This is a genomic window from Paenibacillus sp. V4I5 (assembly GCF_030817255.1).
Taxonomy (GTDB): Bacteria; Bacillota; Bacilli; order Paenibacillales; family NBRC-103111; genus Paenibacillus_E.
In genome coordinates, this window is record NZ_JAUSZB010000002.1 from 6,095,608 (window position 1) to 6,112,854 (window position 17,247).

General features: G+C 45.8%; 15 protein-coding genes. 10 read left to right on the forward strand and 5 right to left on the reverse strand.

Going from position 1 to position 17,247, the window contains the following annotated elements; genetic code table 11:
• The first annotated feature begins 5 nt into the window (after positions 1–5).
• The 6 genes from QFZ78_RS29975 (at position 6) to QFZ78_RS30000 (ending at position 8,684) form a co-directional block, all read left to right on the forward strand.
• Positions 6–2,072 carry a peptidoglycan D,D-transpeptidase FtsI family protein gene (locus QFZ78_RS29975; protein WP_307552986.1) on the forward strand — a complete coding sequence of 689 codons (2,067 nt, stop codon included), beginning with the start codon at positions 6–8 and terminating at the stop codon, positions 2,070–2,072.
• Between the two features lie 85 nt (positions 2,073–2,157).
• Positions 2,158–3,438 carry a hemolysin family protein gene (locus QFZ78_RS29980; protein WP_307552988.1) on the forward strand — a complete coding sequence of 427 codons (1,281 nt, stop codon included), beginning with the start codon at positions 2,158–2,160 and terminating at the stop codon, positions 3,436–3,438.
• 370 nt (positions 3,439–3,808) lie between these two features.
• Positions 3,809–5,683 (forward strand): asparagine synthase (glutamine-hydrolyzing), encoded by a 1,875-nt coding sequence (asnB, locus tag QFZ78_RS29985; protein WP_307552990.1) that lies wholly within the window; start codon positions 3,809–3,811, stop codon positions 5,681–5,683.
• Between the two features lie 36 nt (positions 5,684–5,719).
• Positions 5,720–6,454 (forward strand): Cof-type HAD-IIB family hydrolase, encoded by a 735-nt coding sequence (locus QFZ78_RS29990; protein WP_307552992.1) that lies wholly within the window; start codon positions 5,720–5,722, stop codon positions 6,452–6,454.
• Positions 6,455–6,497: 43 nt separating this feature from the next.
• The gene (locus QFZ78_RS29995; RefSeq protein ID WP_307552994.1) at positions 6,498–6,977 is read left to right on the forward strand and encodes a DUF456 domain-containing protein; all 480 of its coding nucleotides are present in this window, start codon (positions 6,498–6,500) and stop codon (positions 6,975–6,977) included.
• Between the two features lie 33 nt (positions 6,978–7,010).
• The gene (locus tag QFZ78_RS30000; protein WP_307552996.1) at positions 7,011–8,684 is read left to right on the forward strand and encodes a putative polysaccharide biosynthesis protein; all 1,674 of its coding nucleotides are present in this window, start codon (positions 7,011–7,013) and stop codon (positions 8,682–8,684) included.
• A gap of 15 nt (positions 8,685–8,699) precedes the next feature.
• Here the strand turns inward: QFZ78_RS30000 and QFZ78_RS30005 are convergent, their stop codons facing one another.
• The 4 genes from QFZ78_RS30005 to QFZ78_RS30020 form a co-directional block, all read right to left on the reverse strand.
• Complete coding sequence (locus QFZ78_RS30005; protein ID WP_307552998.1) at positions 8,700–10,001, reverse strand: DUF2515 family protein; 1,302 nt, start codon at positions 9,999–10,001, stop codon at positions 8,700–8,702.
• A 606-nt stretch (positions 10,002–10,607) separates the two neighbouring features.
• Positions 10,608–10,976 (reverse strand): hypothetical protein, encoded by a 369-nt coding sequence (locus QFZ78_RS30010; RefSeq protein ID WP_307553000.1) that lies wholly within the window; start codon positions 10,974–10,976, stop codon positions 10,608–10,610.
• Positions 10,977–11,094: 118 nt separating this feature from the next.
• The gene (locus tag QFZ78_RS30015; RefSeq protein WP_171692761.1) at positions 11,095–11,286 is read right to left on the reverse strand and encodes a type II toxin-antitoxin system antitoxin; all 192 of its coding nucleotides are present in this window, start codon (positions 11,284–11,286) and stop codon (positions 11,095–11,097) included.
• 13 nt (positions 11,287–11,299) lie between these two features.
• Positions 11,300–12,139, reverse strand: coding sequence for an SPFH domain-containing protein (locus tag QFZ78_RS30020; protein WP_307553002.1), 840 nt, complete (start codon positions 12,137–12,139; stop codon positions 11,300–11,302).
• 163 nt (positions 12,140–12,302) lie between these two features.
• Between QFZ78_RS30020 and QFZ78_RS30025 the strand changes: the two genes are divergently transcribed.
• Positions 12,303–12,647: a thioredoxin family protein gene (locus QFZ78_RS30025; protein ID WP_307553004.1), complete on the forward strand. Its 345-nt coding sequence runs from the start codon at positions 12,303–12,305 to the stop codon at positions 12,645–12,647.
• An 82-nt stretch (positions 12,648–12,729) separates the two neighbouring features.
• On the opposite strand, the gene QFZ78_RS30030 is transcribed toward QFZ78_RS30025, so the two are convergent.
• Positions 12,730–13,251, reverse strand: a complete 522-nt coding sequence (locus QFZ78_RS30030; RefSeq protein WP_307553005.1) for a general stress protein — start codon at positions 13,249–13,251, stop codon at positions 12,730–12,732.
• Between the two features lie 244 nt (positions 13,252–13,495).
• Here QFZ78_RS30030 and QFZ78_RS30035 point away from each other — a divergent pair, with 244 nt between their 5' ends.
• The 3 genes from QFZ78_RS30035 (at position 13,496) to QFZ78_RS30045 (ending at position 17,246) form a co-directional block, all read left to right on the forward strand.
• Positions 13,496–14,395 (forward strand): COX15/CtaA family protein, encoded by a 900-nt coding sequence (locus QFZ78_RS30035; protein ID WP_307553007.1) that lies wholly within the window; start codon positions 13,496–13,498, stop codon positions 14,393–14,395.
• Between the two features lie 134 nt (positions 14,396–14,529).
• Complete coding sequence (locus QFZ78_RS30040) at positions 14,530–16,293, forward strand: UbiD family decarboxylase (protein ID WP_307553008.1); 1,764 nt, start codon at positions 14,530–14,532, stop codon at positions 16,291–16,293.
• Positions 16,290–17,246, forward strand: coding sequence for a DMT family transporter (locus tag QFZ78_RS30045; RefSeq protein WP_307553010.1), 957 nt, complete (start codon positions 16,290–16,292; stop codon positions 17,244–17,246). Before QFZ78_RS30040 ends, QFZ78_RS30045 begins: the two co-directional genes overlap by 4 nt.
• Position 17,247: the final 1 nt, after the last annotated feature.

Sequence of the window (17,247 nt, forward strand, 5' to 3'; positions counted from 1 at the left end):
AAGCGATGAAGTCATCCATTATGGATGATCCGAAGAAAAAAGAAATTACCAAAAAGCGGCACTTTTCGTTTCGGATCAATATATTTTTCTTTATAACATTTTTATTATTTTCAATATTAATCGTACGATTGGCTATCTTACAATTCGTTCAAGCCAAAGATCTGAAAGCGGCGGAAAATACGAATACGAATCAGACCACAAGTATCGCTCCCATTCGAGGCAATATCTATGACTCTACAAAATCTCCTCTGGCTTATACAATTCCTGTTCAGTCCTTGTTTTTCCGTATTGAGCCAGGTCAACAAAACAAAGATGAAGTGATTGCGCTTGCTCAGCGGCTAAAGGTTGATGTTTTTGATAAATATGCCAAACCGAATTCGGTCAGCCCAACTCCAGAAGAGATCGTTTTAGCGATGGATTTAGGTTACGATATTAATAAAAATAAGGTGAAAGACCCAAGTTACTATTGGGTTCCGCGGCGAATTAAAGCAGATTTGTCCAAGGAGGAAATGGCCTATTTACTAGAGCACCGAGACGAATTTAAGTGGCTTGAAGTGACGGAGGAGAGTATCCGTACTTATGAATTGGATGATGACAACAACAAGACCACGATTGCCACACATTTGGTTGGATATTTAAAATCATTTTCTACGCAGACAGCCAAAGATATCTATAAAGATAGCCCTAATAGCGAAGAATACCTGAACACAGAAAATGTAGGATTTGACGGCATTGAACGTTTGTATCAGGATGAGCTGCGCGGTAAAAACGGGAGTAGGAAATACCCAGTAAATGCGGCTATGAAAATTATCGGCAGAGCCGAAGTGACAGCGCCTATCAAAGGGAATAATCTATATCTTTCGATTAATAAAGATATCCAGAAGGCAACAGAGAGAATGCTGGAGGAACATATCAAATATTTACGCAGCCCCTCTCATGCCAATGATCTGTATATGAAAACGGGGATGAAGGCCTCCTCTGGCTTTGCTGTTGCGATGGAAGTGGATACGGGGCGCGTTGTCACTATGGCAAACTATCCGGATTACGATGCTAATGCTTGGACAGGAGGTATTTCGCCAAACATATACAAAGAAATTGGTACTTATATATCCAATGGCTCTATTATGACAGCTAAAGCCAAATATCCGGACGAAAAAGAGAATGCAAAGCATCCATCTTCCATTGTTTTTATGGGTTCAACGATTAAACCCTTGTCTGTACTAATCGGTCTGAAGGAAAAGTTGTTTGGACCCTATGAGACCTATTACGATTCTGGATCATTTAGCTTTGGTAAGGGTGGCAGCAGCACAATCTCGAACTCTGGTAAAGCTGCTTACGGACCGATTAATGCTTCGTCTTCTATTGAACACTCTTCTAACACGTATATGTCAGCAAAAGTGGGCATTCCCTTTTATTTGAAATATGGGGGAGAAACACCAAAGGTCACAGCGAAATGGGCAGAATACCTTGCGAAATTCGGTATGGGAGTTAAAACGGGAAGCGGACTTCCGGGTGAATTTGCAGGTTCCAACGATTTTATTAAAAATGCTCAAAAAGACAGTTACCAATCTGCAATGGTCTATGCGTCATGGGGACAAAATGAAAAAACGACTACGCTGCAGCTCGCTCAATATACAGCAACGTTGGCCAGTCGAGGGAAACGTATGAAGCCTCTTTTCGTAGATGAAATTCGAGACTACCAAGGTGAATTAGTTAAAAAAGTTGAGCCTGAGGTTATTCAGGATTCTTCCTCTGAATTTTCTAAAGAAGATTGGAATGTCATTATTCATGGGATGAAAAGTGGCGCCGAGGGCATTGAGGAATTACCTTTTAACGTAGCACGTAAAACAGGTACATCTACGCAAGCAGTATCGGGAGGCACGGTAGAAAATGCCGTATTTATCGCCTTTGCTCCTGTAGAGAATCCAAAGCTTGCGGTAGCTGTTGTTGTACCTGAAGGTGGATTCGGACGTTACGGGGCATCCCCGATAGCAGCCAAAATCTTTGAGGCTTATGACGCGGCAAACGACGGTATTCTGACGAAGCTAGGCGGCGGGAAAAGGCCTTGGTAATAGACTAGGATTACTGAAATTAGCTTGACGCGGCAAGATTAAACGAAACCGCAAAGACATGAAAAGAAGCTAAAGGAAGGTAACTATGCTAATCAACTTGTTCTTAATTGCAATTCTTATCCTACTCACCGCTTTTTTTGTCGCTACTGAATTCGCTGTTATTCGAATTCGTCCCAGTAGAGTGGATCAAATGGTATTGGAAGGTAAGAAAAATGCCCTTGCTGTACAAACGGTTACCTCTAATTTAGATGGGTACTTGTCTGCTTGTCAGCTAGGCATCACGATTACGGCCTTGGGACTTGGTTGGCTAGGGGAACCAACGGTTGAGAAACTTCTTAACCCATTGTTCCACATGATGGGGGTAGGAGAAAGCCTATCTCATATTTTATCATTCGGCATTGCATTCCTATCCATTACGTATCTACATGTTGTACTTGGTGAACTAGCGCCCAAAACATTAGCTATTCAAAAAGCGGAAGCTATTTCTGTACTAACTGCACCATTAATTATCTTTTTTTATAAAATCATGTATCCATTCATTTGGATGTTAAATGGGTCGGCGAATAAGCTCGTAAGAATCTTTGGAATTAAGTCTGCGGGCGAGCATGAAGAAGCACACTCGGAAGAGGAGATTCGTATTATTTTATCGGATAGTTATTTGAGCGGTAAAATAAATAAGACGGAGTTTGGTTATGTGAATCGGGTCTTTTCATTCGATGATCTGCTAGCACGCGAAATTATGGTGCCGCGTACGGATATGATTTGCCTTTATGCGGATAAATCATTGGAAGAAAACATGGGTATTATTACAAAAGAACAATACACCCGTTTTCCAGTTGCTAAGGAAAGCAAGGATCATATTATTGGATTCGTCAACACCAAGCAGTTTTTTTTGAGCTATCTCAGTAGCCCAGATTTTAATTTTAAATCCTTGCTTCAACCGATGATGACAGTTCCAGAAGTCATGCCAGTCAAAGCCCTTCTCAAGAAAATGCAGAAAGAAAATGTTCATATTGCTCTGCTTTTAGATGAGTATGGGGGAACTTCAGGTCTGATCACGATTGAGGATATTCTGGAGGAAATTGTTGGTGAAATTCGTGACGAATTTGATAAAGATGAAAAGAAGGAAATAGAGACCTTAGGAGAAAATCATTATGTAGTCGAAGGTATTGCTTTGTTAAATGAGATCAATGATGTATTAGGAACTGACATTATTGATGAGAATGTGGACTCGATTGGTGGTTGGTTATATGGCAAGCAGCCGGAGCTACAAATAGGTGTAGAGTGGCAATACGGTTCATTGACATTCATTGTCCGTGAAAGAGACGCCAATCGAATCCGTAAAATTGAAATTATCAAACGGTAATCGCAAATGGTGAGTAATAAAGGGGATCTGCAGAAGCAGGTCCTTTTTCTATGCTTAATCAAGCCTTACACAAGTGTAAGGAACCGTTTCCCATCCTTGCGCATATCCTAGAGTAGGGGAAAGGACATTTTCCACCCCAAAAGTTGCACGAGGCAAACTTTTATGCACAGAGGAAAGGTGGGGGAATGTATGAAAAAAACCAGGTTATCAGCTTCATTAAAGCGACTTCTGATTTCCATCATTTTTCTATAGGATACAACGCTTTCACGTACTTTCATCGCATTTCCAGAATGACGGACAGATATGGTATACTAATATATCGGTTGTCGAATAGAAGATTGATGAATGGTACGGAGGAGTGAGTTTCACCATGTGTGGTATTACGGGTGTCATGTATTTTGAAGATAGAGAACCAACCACTGCAATGCTGCAGCAAATGACAGATGTAATTGTTCATCGGGGTCCGAACGATTCCGGTTTTTGGACGGATAATCGGATTGGTCTTGGCTTTCGCCGATTGTCTGTTATTGACCTGAAAGAAGGGCATCAGCCTTTGGCTAATGAGGATGATTCTGTGTGGATCATTTTCAACGGGGAAATTTATAATTATAAAGCCCTGCGCAGTATGCTGCAGGAGCGTGGGCATCAATTCCGCACGCAAAGTGATACGGAGGTTATCGTTCACCTCTATGAGGAGTATGGAGAGGAATGCGTCAAATACATGCGCGGCATGTTTGGCTTCGTTATTTGGGACAAGAAAAAGAAGCAGCTGTTCGGTGCGAGAGACCACTTCGGCATTAAGCCATTTTACTATCATGTCAATGACCGTCAGTTCTTGTTCGGCTCCGAAATCAAGAGCTTGCTTGCTGCGGAAGGCATGAACCGGTTGATCCATACGGACAGCTTGCTGAACTATCTGACCTTTCAATACGTGCCGGAGCCTAACACTATGTTCCATGGCATACATAAGCTTCCCCCAGGGCATACGGTCAAAATAACGTTCGACGGAGAAATGTCGATACATAAATATTGGGATCCTATGTTTGAGCCGGAGGAGCGCCCGTTTGACGAGTATGTGGAACAAATTCGTGAAACATTGAAGGAATCGGTCAAGCTCCATATGGTGAGTGATGTGGATCGCGGCTGCTTCTTGTCGAGCGGTATTGACTCGACGGCGATTGCTACACATATGCGGAATATCGAGCCAATCCGCACGTTCTCCGTTGGCTTCGAAGGTGCCAACAATGAAACGCCGATTGCCGCCCAAACGGCTGCGACACTCGGCACAGAGCATTACGACAAAATCATCACGCAGGATGATTTCTTCGGCACGATGCCGAAGGCGATCTGGCACCAGGACGAGCCTGTCGCCGATCCTTCGGCCATTGCCCTATATCACGTGGCGAAGCTTGCGCGCGAGCACGTGACGGTTGTGCTGTCCGGCGAAGGCGCGGACGAGCTGTTCGGCGGCTACCGGATTTATCGCGAGCCGCAATCATTGCGTCCGATCGACCAGCTGCCGCCACCCTTGAAGCGCATGCTGAACCGCTTTGCCCGGATGCTGCCAAGCAGTGTGAAGGGCCGCAACTATTTACTGCGCGGCACGACACCGCTTGAGGAGCGCTTCCTCGGCAACGCCAAAATTTTCTCCGAGGATATGAAAGCGGAGGTGCTGCGCCTTGATAGTGAGATGCTGCGCGCCTATAAGAATCCCGTGCAAATTGCTGGCGATTATTACAGCAAGACGAAGCATCTTGATCCAGTGAGCCGGATGCAGTATATCGACATGAATCTGTGGATGCCTGGCGATATTCTAATGAAGGCTGATAAGATGACAATGGCACACTCACTCGAGCTGCGTGTTCCTTTCCTTGATAAGGAACTGTTCGAAGTGGCACGCCGCATTCCGGCAAAGTACCGAATCGCGAATGGCACGACGAAGTACATTTTCCGTAAGGCCATGGAAGGTATCATACCTGATCCTATCCTGAACCGTCCGAAGCTGGGCTTCCCGGTACCGCTGCGCGATTGGATGAAAGGTTCGATGGGCGATATGGTCCTGGAGCAAATTAAGTCCAGCGGGATTGAAGATTATATTGATATCAATGCTGTGGAGCGCATGCTGCATAAGCATCGTAATGGTCATGGCGACTATGCTCGCCGCATTTGGACCATCTATATTTTTGCCCTCTGGCATGTGACATTCATGGAAGAACTGCCTAAGAAAGTGCTCGCTGCTTACTAGGTCTACTAATGACGTAGAGACAGGGGATGGGAAGACGTGGGATCTTATAAATTAATTGCCCTTGATATGGATGGCACCTTGCTGGACGATGACAAAAAAATATCAGTTGAAAACCGAGAAGCGATTCAGAAAGCCACTAAAGCGGGTAAGATCGTTATTATGTCCACAGGACGCGGAGCTGTAAGCGCCATGCCTTATATTGAGGAGCTAGGGCTTACCTCACCGCTTGTTGTGGTCAATGGGAGTGAAGTATGGGAGTCTCCATCTAAATTACTAAAGCGGACCCTGCTTCCTGCCGAGACGGTACGTAATTTGCATAATCTAGCACAAAAGTATGATTGTTGGTGGTGGGCTTATTCGGTGCAAGGTGTGTTCAATCGTGAGAGCGAAGACATGGACATTGACGGCCAAGAATGGCTAAAGTTCGGTTATTTCACCGAAAATATGGAGAAACTTCAGCAAATCCGGGAAATCGTAGAGGGATGGGGAACACTTGAAATAACGAATTCTCATCCATCTAATCTTGAACTTAACCCATTAGGTATTAGTAAGGCGAGCGGCGTGGAGACTGTATGTCAGCTTCTAGGCATTAGCATGTCCGAGGTCATTGCGATGGGGGATAGTGAAAACGACATCGCGATGATTCGTGAAGTAGGTCTTGGTGTAGCTATGGGCAATGCACAGGATGAAGTAAAGCGTATTGCGGATATTACCACTGTTACCAACAATGAACATGCGATTGCCAAAGTGATTCACACTTATATGCTGTAAAAGTAGAAGTGATAAATCGCTAGGATTGGAGGAAATGCGATCTATGATCACCTTAGGCTGGACATTAGTTATCCTTTTATTTGTAGTGGGTATGATTGGTGCTGTTTATCCGGTACTGCCCGGTGTGTTAGCGATTTATGGAGCTTTCTTCATCTATGGTTGGTTGATTAGCTTCGAGCCGTTCGGCGTCTGGTTCTGGCTTATCCAATCCTTGATTGTTATCATCATTTTGGTGGCCGATTACGCAGTAGGGGCGTTAGGGGTTAAGAAGTTTGGAGGCTCTAAGGCGGCTATCATCGGTAGTACAATTGGTCTTATCATTGGGCCTTTTGTTATTCCAGCTTTCGGCTTACTCATTGGCCCCTTCCTAGGCGCAGTGATTGGTGAAATCATCATCGGTACGTCGTGGAAAAAGGCGATAAGTGCCGGTGTCGGCTCTGTACTCGGTTTCTTTGCAAGCAGTGCTGTGAAAATTGCGCTTCAGCTGGCGATGATTATTATCTTTTTTATCTGGGTTTTCTAATGGAATGAATACTGTAAGAGAGTAGGAACGGACTTGACGAAGGAAACGAAAGATTCTCTAGTAAAAGGGACGCTCATTCTCACCGTGGCCGCGCTTATAGCGCGGTTTCTCGGCGTTTTTCAGCGAATTCCGCTAGTACACTTGCTTCATGAAGAAGGAATGGGCAGTTATTCCATTGCTTTTAATCTATACTCGATCTTACTTGTTGTAGCAACAGCCGGTATCCCCAGTGCACTTAGCAAAATGGTGTCAGAGAAATATGCGATCGGAAGACCTGCTGAAGCGCAGCGGATTTATCGCGCGGCAATTTGGTTTGCGATCGTAGCGGGAGTCGTGATGACGGCTCTGTTATATGTTTTTGCACCGATCTATGCCGAGCACATTTCACAGGGTGGACCGGATGCCACACTAGCTACTCGCGCTATAGCGCCAGCCATGCTGTTCTTCCCGCTTATTGCCATTATGCGAGGCTATTTCCAAGGTAGACAAAACATGATGCCTAACGGGATTTCACAGGTTGTGGAACAAATATTCAGACTCGTAACCTCAATTGGACTGGCATTTATATTATTGAACATCAGCCTAGGTTGGGGAGTTGCGGGCGCATCATTCGGAGGGGTTATGGGAGGGATTGCGGCACTTGCCGTTATGCTTTACTATGCCTTGAAGCTGAAGCGTAGAGATGCGCAGTCGAACATAGCGGCCGAACAGATAGCTGCGGGAAGCGCGCTATCGCCGCAATCACATACGCCAGTTCGTTATCGAGAAATCTATCGCAGCTTATTGAAGCTGTCGATTCCGATCGTTATTTTCTCAGTGACGGTTACACTTGTGTATGCGATCGATACTTCTATCATTATCCCGCTCTTAGAAGGGACAATCGGCAGAAGAGAAGCGCTTGGGCTTGTTGGTATTATAGGAGGACGTGCTCAGTCCTTGGCGGGGATTCCGATTATTTTGGCCATCGCGCTGAGTCAATCCGTCGTTCCCATCATCTCAGCAGCCTATTCACGGAAAGATATGAAACAGGTTGGTCACCACACAACCAGGGTGCTTCAACTCTCGATACTTTCTGGGTTACCGGCTGTATTGGTAATTGCCATTGCTGCCCGTCCGTTAGACTTTTTTATGTTCGGGCATGAGGATACTGCTTTTGGTATGAGTCATGGACCTCACATGATTTCACTGCTCACATTAGGAGCTATGTTTCAAATTGTCATGCAGACATCGGGCGCTGTCCTTATGGGCATGGGCCGAATGAAACCGCTGATGATGCATGTTGCTGTTGGTATTGCGGTCAAGCTAGCTGGCAGCTTCTTACTTGCGCAGTGGTTTGGCATCTATGGAATCATCGGCTCCACGGGTCTTTGTTTTATTGTCATGTCTTGGCTTAATTTACGATCGCTTCGTAAAGAAGTCGACTTTACGATCCTCGGACGTCGTTTCATCGGATTACTGTTTTCCATTGTTGTCATAGTTATCCTTGGTCTAGGGGCGGAATGGCTCACACATACGTATGTGCATCCAACTAACTGGTATCGACTAAATGAAGGAATAAATGCTGTACTTGTTTGTGGCTTCTCGGCTGCCTTGTATCCATTGATGCTGATGGTAACTCGTGTTGTAACGAAGGACGATGTGAAAAACTTCCCATCGCCAGTACAAAAGCTAATCGGCAAAGTGAGTCGTCTTATCAAACGTTCCTAGCCAAGCCAAGCGGAGTCACCGAATCACTTTCTTAATCGCTTGGGCAGCTACAATGCCTAACTCAATCTTGCTTAAACCAAAGTACACTTCTTTCGTTAAATCATAAGGAATCGGTACAGGAATGGAGCGCATATGCACCAGTGGCTCCTTCACATTCGTAAACCAGTCACCGGGCTCTACGGGTGCCATGCTCCTGTCAGGCCATACCGATGTAAGCTTAGGACTATAAAACGGTTGTGTACCTTTCTTAAGGGTGCTGCCATTCAGCCTCTCCTGATATTTCACTTCGGGAGGGGTTTTTCTTATTTGGGCAAACAAGTGAGGCCAGTAATCGGAACGTGATCCAGTATGGGGAGTTGTGGCTGCAAATTTAAGTACTCCTTGAAGTACCTCCGGTGCTCCGAAAAGTATCGCATACAAGCTTTTTCCGAATTCGATGCGTTCTGTTAAGCTAGCGAAATTCTCAAGTATAAGTCCAGCCAGATGAGGCTGAGGTGCTTGCGTTTCGATGGAAGTGGGAAAGAAGGGAAACCCGATTTGATTCAATTGCAGCCATGCTTGTGTTTTGAACAAAGGTGTATTCAATACGTTTTGTTGAATCTGTTTATTTTTTACGATGCGTTTTTCGATGTAGTTTTGCTCATTAACAATAAGTGCAATGGTTAGCGCGGCCGATTCTTGATACGTCCAAAAGTCGCTCCAAACAGGAACCATCCAGGATGAGATGTCCATATGCGGCAGGAGATGAAACAAACTCATCTTTCGTCTCTTGCTTTCGCCATAGAGAAGTAGTTGAGGATAAGCATCTTGAAAAATAAGACCGTTCGCTCGTTCCAGAAAAGCAAATAAATGCTGGGCTAGTTCATTGCTTATCAAATGTGGCAAAAGCTCCCCGCGAAGATCGGTCATGCACCAGCCCCCGTTGCGTGAAACCATATGGGCAAGAAGTGCCCAGTGAAGCTCCGGATTATCTTGATAACAAGACCAATACGCGTTAGTTCGTGTCACATTATTTCGGTTTTCCCGCTGGGTTCGTTCCTTGATTCGATGCACAATCGCCCATTCATCTGTGGAGAGAGGAGAACTTACGACACCGCTTTGCAGCAGATCTAATTGATGTTTTAAGCCCTTTTCCAGCCGTCCTTTGAATGCTGTCGTGACAGGAATTTCCTCCAAAGGGCCAACTATTTTAGCAGAGGAATGCAAAAGCACCGATGCTTGCTGTTTGAACAGCTGTGCGACAGCGTTCGGGAGTCCTCTCATTTTGCTGAGAACACCCCTAACATTCTTATCTTTTGGTTTGACTACTCCTCCCAATACCATTTACCTCCCCGACCTTCACTGAATCCTTGCCTCTAGTGTTTGCTTATTCACTTACAGGTATGTGGGAAAGCGGCCAATTATGGCTAGGGCTCCCATCATATTATTATCTAGTGGGATTAGGGGAATTACGCCGTGAACATCGTTCTTTCGTGAGCTCTCTCAAGGATGAGTTTATCAGTATGACAGATGTGCACGTAAAAGAGCAGATGATGAAAAATCCAGAAGTATTGTTGCATACTTAAGACAGGGAAATTGATTTTCCAAGGGGAATCGAGCGCAAAGTTTAGGGGGAGTGTGCAACTTACCTTATTTAAGATAGTTAGTTACTGATTTATGCAGGCTAAGTGAGATTGTGGATATATGCATAATCATTCAGTAAATGACTATGTTTTCCTTGCGTTTTGTTTCCTTGTTCTTGTTGTATTTATTACAACATTCGGGTGGAAAAAGAGGATTAGCTTGCCTAATGTTGTACAAAATACAACCTTACACAGATAAGCAAACATAATTTTATGCTTTACGTTTTCCGTTGCAACTTACTTTGCATCAACCTTTACAAACGCTCTAACCCAAGGACGGCGTAAGCCGTTTATTTTGTCGTTACAACGATTCCGGTTTGCTGTTGATATTCTGGTATTCCGGTAAATCCCCCAGATTCATAGCTTCAATATGCTTCTTGGTTTCAGTCGTCCCCAATTGGTACACAAGAAAATAAATATCCTTAAGCCGCTCATCATAAGCGCGGTTTTTCATGTCCTGGTCTTTTTCCGGGAACGCCTCATACGGTGTACTTGCCCGTTTCACCAATTGTTTATCTACCAGATTGATTTCTCGGAATTGTTCAACGAGCGGGAGCAGCTCAGCCTCATCGGCATGGATCTCAAACTCATAATGGTCTCGAATGACCCCCTCACTAGCTGGCACGACTTCTTGCCTTCCAACGCTAACCCAGTATGTTGTTCTTGGCATGCTGTATCACTCCTCCTTATCTCATCTTTATTTCTATATACCCTGAATCCGATGGCTAGAAACTTTAATAAATAGAAAATAACCTTGCGAAGGTTAATCGCAAGGTCATTAATAGAAATTACTCATCCGTCTTTTCCGAATTGGTTTGCTCTGTTCCGGGTTTAATTACACGTCCGGTTCGATGGAGCGCTTCACGCAGCAAATACTCAATATGACCGTTAACACTGCGAAATTCATCCTCCGCCCAACGCTCCAAAGCCTCGTACAGCTTAGGATCAAGTCGGAGCGGGAAATTTTTCTTAGGAGCCATAGCCCTGGTCCCGTTAGTACAACGAACCGGTATTAATGACCGGGCTCGCTGAGCGGTCCGATACAATCGCAACAAGCAAATTGTTAATCATGGCCGCTTTTCTTTCCTCGTCTAGATGCAAGCCCTCGGACTCCAACCGAGCGATAGCCATCTGAACCATCCCCACAGCGCCCTCGACAATAATTTGACGAGCGGACAGAATAGCAGAAGCCTGCTGCCGTTGAAGCATGGCACTAGCAATTTCAGTCGAATAAGCGAGGTGGGTCAAGCGGGACTCGATGACCTCTACACCTGCTACAGATAGACGCTGCTGCAGTTCTAGACTAAGCTCAGCGGCAACTTCATCTGCATTGCCTCTAAGTGAGTAGCCTTCGCTTTCAAACCGGTCATAGGGATACTTGCTGGCGACATGACGCAGTGCCGTTTCACTTTGAATTTCGACGAACTTTTCGTAGCTGTCCACATCAAAAAGGGCCTTGTAGGTATCGACTACTTTAAACACGATAACGGCCGCGATCTCGATAGGATTTCCTTCAATATCGTTTACTTTCAGCTTCACACTGTTAAAATTGCGCACCCGCAATGAAATTTTCTTTCTGCTAGAAAAAGGGACAATTAACCATAGGCCGCTCTTTCGAATTGTACCTAAGTAGCTGCCGAAGAAAGTGACGACAGAAGCCTCATTCGGATTAACTGCAGTGATCGTCGAGACGAATATCAGCCCCAGTATAATTAAAATGATACCCGGAATAATTCGTTCCTGTGTTAGAAGGAGAACGCCAACCCCACCGCCGATAATAAATAATAATAAACCAAGAAAACCGTTTAACGACCACGCATTCGTTTCTTTCATTTATAGCACCCCTTCAAAGAATATCTATTTGATATTCATATGATATCACTTCTTACTTTTATTGTAAATGTATATCAGGCGCAACACTGCCTATTATTTAATCTTGACACAAATGTTAGGGCATGCTATAAGTTAATAAATTCTAAGCAGCGAGGTGCTCGTCATGATTAAAGTATCCAATGAACAAGCTTTTCAGGAACAAATCTCGCAGTCCACGTTGACCATTGCTGTATTCAAAGCAAGTTGGTGCAAAGACTGCCACTATATCGAACCCTTCATGCCAGCAGTGGAACAAGCTTATGCTGGGCGTATCACGTTCATCGAGTTAGACCGCGACGAAGTACCTGATCTATGTGAGCAATTGAACATCCTTGGTATACCAAGCTTTATTGCTTTCCGTGGAGGCCAAGAACTGGTTCGTTTCGTCAGTAAACTACGCAAAACACGCGAAGAAATTGAAGAGTTCCTAAACCGCGCTATCGAAGTGTCCGATGCACTAAAGTCGTAAGCACAAAAAAATCTCTCTTTGGTAAAATGGTCAAACTTGACCCCATTTACTCAAAAGAGAGATTTTTTATAACCAAGTATATTTATGAGCGATAGCCATACTCAGGACTATAGGTATTAGCATTCAACGATTGGTTCTTGCTAAATGTTTCATAAGCCTTATGATCGCGGGTCGAATCTGATTCGACAAGGACCAGGATTTTACCATCCTTAACGTAATTGTCATAATCTTTGGCCTCGTTCTCGGGTATACCTAAGCCGATCAAACTACCTACAAGCCCGCCTGCACCTGCACCAATGGCTGCGCCGGTTAAAGTCGCGACAATGGGGCCAGCGGCTATGATGGGGCCAACGCCTGGAATGGCAAGTGCACCAATACCCAGCAGTAGTCCTGTAACACCACCCAGTACACCGCCAGCAGCAGCACCGGTTGCTAGTCCTTCTTCTGCTTTGGATTCTGTTTCATCCTCGATTTGACTTAAACCCTCGTTATTCCTGCCGATAACTGAGATATCATCTGCTCTGTAGCCTTCTGCTTTGAGTTGGTTAATCACGCGAATGGCTTCTTCTTCCGAATTGAATACTCCAATAATGTGCTTACCCATAGATAAAACCTCCTGCGATCGATTTTGTTGAACAGCAATAATTTGGTGCTCATCTTTTATTTACCCTTGTCCCAAAAAATGAAACATTGAATGACTTATGAACTTCAGGACAGCCTTCGGTGTGGTTTCAGAGCTTTGTAACAATTGCGAATGGATTTGCCTACTTATTAAAGCTATAATTGAAAGCGGAACAACATCATTCGACATGATTAACAGAAGTCACGACATAAAAGTAGGTGCAATCATGCAAAAATTGATTCAAAGATTAGCGAATCTTTCGGCCATTGGCATGTTTCTTATTCTTGCAATGGGTGCCTTAGTTACGAAGGCTGACGCAGGTAGAGGCTGCGGAGATGAGTGGCCGCTGTGTCATGGGAAATTCATCCCGGCACATACGATTTCATCGCTTATTGAGTACAGCCATCGATTAGTTGTCGGCATTGTGACGTTAATCCTGGTTGCTACATTCATCCTCGTATTTCGTTATGTGAAACGTAAAGATGCCAAATTTTTCATCTCTGCTACGGTATTTATGACGCTAATTCAAGCAGCTATGGGTGCTATGGCTGTCGTATGGCCCCAATCTTCACTCGTTTTGGCCTTACATTTCGGATTATCCCTACTGGCCTTTGCTTTTTCTTTGCTATTAGCCATTGTATTTACGCCATGGGGGCAATTCCAACGTGATACGGCCATTCGCAGCAGTTTTAAAGCCCTTGTATGGATAACGACGATTTACAGCTATGTGGTTGTTTATCTGGGGGCATTTGTCCGTCACACCGTTTCATCAGGTGGATGTTCGGGATGGCCTTTATGTAATGGGGAAGTAGTCCCTGAACTAAGCGGGGCAACGGGTATTGTCTTTACCCACCGTGTAGCGGCATTACTGCTTTTTATATGTATTTTATTTCTTTATTTGCAAGCCAAACGCTATTATCATGGCTCAGACAAGCTGAGGTTTGGCAGCAAATGGGCGCTAATTTTAGTGTCTCTTCAAGTGATTAGCGGTGCCGTTGTGACCTGGTCAATGGGGAATGAAGTCGCCTATTTATTTACCGGCATGATTCATGCGGTTATTGTTTCTTGCATGTTTGGATTCTTATGTTATCTATGCGTACTTACGCTATACGACCGCAAAGCTTAATACCTGACGGACGAGCTCCTTGGAAGCACGGCAGGGCTACCTTTGCGGTAGAGGAGGCCTTCTGATGCGGAAGGCTATTTCCTTTTTACTCACAAATACGCATTTACAATCTCACAGTTAAAGGTGGAACATACATGGTACCAACGAATTTACGAGCTTTTCTTGACATTTTACGCCGCGAAAATCAACTGATTGAAATCTCCGCTCCAGTAGACCCAAATTTAGAACTCGCCGAGATTCATCGCAGAGTCATCGACGAGCAGGGCCCAGCCTTGCTGTTCACAAATGTCAAAGGAAGTTCATTCCCGGTCGTCTCGAATTTGTTCGGGACAACAAGACGCGTTGATCTTGCCTTCGGTCCCAAACCGGAACAATTCATGAAAGCGGTTATTAACGCTACAAGCACGTTAATGCCCCCAACGCCGCAAGCGCTCTGGGGCGAACGTGCCCTCATTATGGATCTGCTGAAGGTTGGAACGAAGAAAGTACAGCAGAACCAAGCGCCGATTCTTGGCGGCTTGAAGCAGGACAACCCACTCGCAGGACTGCCTGTCCTGACGAGCTGGCAAGAAGACGGCGGTCCGTTCGTCACGCTGCCGCTCGTCTACACCGAGCATCCTGACGGAGGTCATCATAACCTCGGCATGTACCGCATGCAGGTTTATGATGACTTCACTACCGGGATGCACTGGCAAATACATAAAGGCGGCGGCTTCCACTACCACGAAGCCGAGAAACGTAACAAGCCGCTGCCCGTTACCGTGTTCCTGGGCGGCCCGCCTGCGCTCATCGCCTCTGCGATTGCGCCAGTGCCCGAGCACCTGCCCGAGCTGATGCTCGCTTCGCTTATCCTCGGGCAGAAGCTCCCCATGGTGGAGAACCCTCATGGGGGGCACCGCCTCGTGGCCGAGGCGGAGTTCGCGATATGCGGAAGCGTTCCGCCGCATACGAGACGTCCCGAAGGGCCATTCGGCGACCACTTCGGGTATTACTCACTCATCCATGATTTCCCGGTTTTCAACGTGAATCATGTATGGCACCGCAAAGACGCGATCTATCCGGCGACGATCGTGGGTAAACCGCGCCAAGAGGATTACTTCCTTGGCGAATTCCTGCAAAGATTGCTCGAGCCCGCGTTTCCGATGGCGATGCCGGGGGTTAAAGACCTCTGGACGTATGCAGAGACCGGGTTCCACCCGCTCGCAGCTGCCGTCGTCCGTGAAAGCTATAGCCGTGAGGCGCTTGGCACGGCATTCCGCATTCTAGGAGAGGGCCAGCTGTCACTCACCAAGTTCTTGATCGTCACGGACAAGCCGACGGTCCTAGCCAACTTCACAGAGCTGCTTGAAACTGTGCTGGAGCGTTTTGATCCGGGTCGTGACCTATTTATCTTCAACAAAACATCGCATGATACGCTTGATTATACAGGTGGCCAGCTTAATCACGGCAGCAAAGCAGTCCTTCTCGGTACAGGCGACCCTGTACGCGAGCTGCCAAGAGCCTACACCGCCGGAGAGCTGCCTGAGATCCATGACATTGCCGTTTACTGTGGCGGATGTCTGCTCGTCTCAGGAGCGTCTTACGCGGCGGAACCGGAGCTGCCACAGCGTCTGCTGGCGAATGCAGCCAGCCGCTTAACGGAGTGGCCGTTAGTCATCTTAGTGGATGACGCCAGCGGCATCGCGAACGACCAAACCAAGTTCTTATGGACCGTGTTCACCCGTTTCAATCCGGCAAGTGATATGTACGCGCAGTCCAGTGTTAACCGTCATCACATCGCTTATGAGGTTCCGATTGTGATTGATGCTCGTATGAAACCGGGATACCCAGATGAGCTGTTTCCGCGGGAAGATATCGTGGAACTCGTGGATCGCCGCTGGAAGGAATATTTCGCATGAATGCGGATCGGCTCCGTTCCTTTTATCCACATGCCGGGTTTGTTCTGGTGTATATCCTTTGGGGCATTAATTTAGCCTCTCTAAAAATTGGGGGAAGAGAATGGGATTCCCTTGTTTTTAACGGGTTACGCTTCGCGAGTATGATTCCGATGCTGTGGGTCTATACTTACTTTTATTATCGATCGCGTTCGCTGAAGATGCAGATTGCCGGTAAAGATCTCCTCCTTATATGTGGGTTAGGCATTCTCAATGCTATTGGCATGGAAGCCCTTCTGCAGTATGCCTTGCAGTTTTCTAACTCCGCGAATGGCGCTGTACTAGGGCGCGGCTTCATGCCCGTCATAACGGTTCTGTTCGCTGTAGTAGCCGGTCAAGTAAGGCTCACATGGCGTATCCTTATAGGAATTCCATTAGCTTTATGTAGTGTACTCATCATTGTCTCAGGTGGGGTTGATGGATTCCATCTTGGAGGAGAGACGTTTAGAGGAGATATCCTATTAGTAATGCGAAGTTTTATGGGAGCCATTTATCTCATCGGTATGAATCGACTTGTATTGCGCTATCCGCTGCCGCTGCTGATCTCGCTCGAAATGACAGCAGGGGCGCTTTCGTTATTGCCCTTCGTACTCTTGCGTGCGGACGCCGCCTATTATGCGGCTATCTCTTCGACAGGATGGATCAGCTTAATTTATACCTCCTTGTTGGCTACTGCCCTAGGATTTTCTTTACACAACTGGAGCTTAGCTAAGCTAGGGCCGTTCAAATCCTCTGCTTATGGGTACTTACTTCCTGTAACAGCAGCTATTGCAGGCTACATCTTTTTGCATGAGTCAATTTCTCTGTATCAATGTTTGGGTGGTGTTGGTGTTTTGGCAGCTATGTATTTGGTACAGCGGGATCGTTCACAGAAGGCGAAACAGACCCTGCTAAGCGAACAAACAGCAAAGCTATAAC

What these genes read in the sequence shown, in the direction of transcription:
- QFZ78_RS29975 (WP_307552986.1), top strand. Translation starts at nt 6, where the DNA reads ATGAAGTCATCCATTATGGATGATCCGAAGAAAAAAGAAATTACCAAA.
- QFZ78_RS29980 (WP_307552988.1), top strand. Translation starts at nt 2,158, where the DNA reads ATGCTAATCAACTTGTTCTTAATTGCAATTCTTATCCTACTCACCGCT.
- asnB (WP_307552990.1), top strand. Translation starts at nt 3,809, where the DNA reads ATGTGTGGTATTACGGGTGTCATGTATTTTGAAGATAGAGAACCAACC.
- QFZ78_RS29995 (WP_307552994.1), top strand. Translation starts at nt 6,498, where the DNA reads ATGATCACCTTAGGCTGGACATTAGTTATCCTTTTATTTGTAGTGGGT.
- QFZ78_RS30010 (WP_307553000.1), bottom strand. Translation starts at nt 10,976, where the DNA reads ATGCCAAGAACAACATACTGGGTTAGCGTTGGAAGGCAAGAAGTCGTG.
- QFZ78_RS30015 (WP_171692761.1), bottom strand. Translation starts at nt 11,286, where the DNA reads ATGGCTCCTAAGAAAAATTTCCCGCTCCGACTTGATCCTAAGCTGTAC.
- QFZ78_RS30020 (WP_307553002.1), bottom strand. Translation starts at nt 12,139, where the DNA reads ATGAAAGAAACGAATGCGTGGTCGTTAAACGGTTTTCTTGGTTTATTA.
- QFZ78_RS30025 (WP_307553004.1), top strand. Translation starts at nt 12,303, where the DNA reads ATGATTAAAGTATCCAATGAACAAGCTTTTCAGGAACAAATCTCGCAG.
- QFZ78_RS30030 (WP_307553005.1), bottom strand. Translation starts at nt 13,251, where the DNA reads ATGGGTAAGCACATTATTGGAGTATTCAATTCGGAAGAAGAAGCCATT.
- QFZ78_RS30035 (WP_307553007.1), top strand. Translation starts at nt 13,496, where the DNA reads ATGCAAAAATTGATTCAAAGATTAGCGAATCTTTCGGCCATTGGCATG.
- QFZ78_RS30040 (WP_307553008.1), top strand. Translation starts at nt 14,530, where the DNA reads ATGGTACCAACGAATTTACGAGCTTTTCTTGACATTTTACGCCGCGAA.
- QFZ78_RS30045 (WP_307553010.1), top strand. Translation starts at nt 16,290, where the DNA reads ATGAATGCGGATCGGCTCCGTTCCTTTTATCCACATGCCGGGTTTGTT.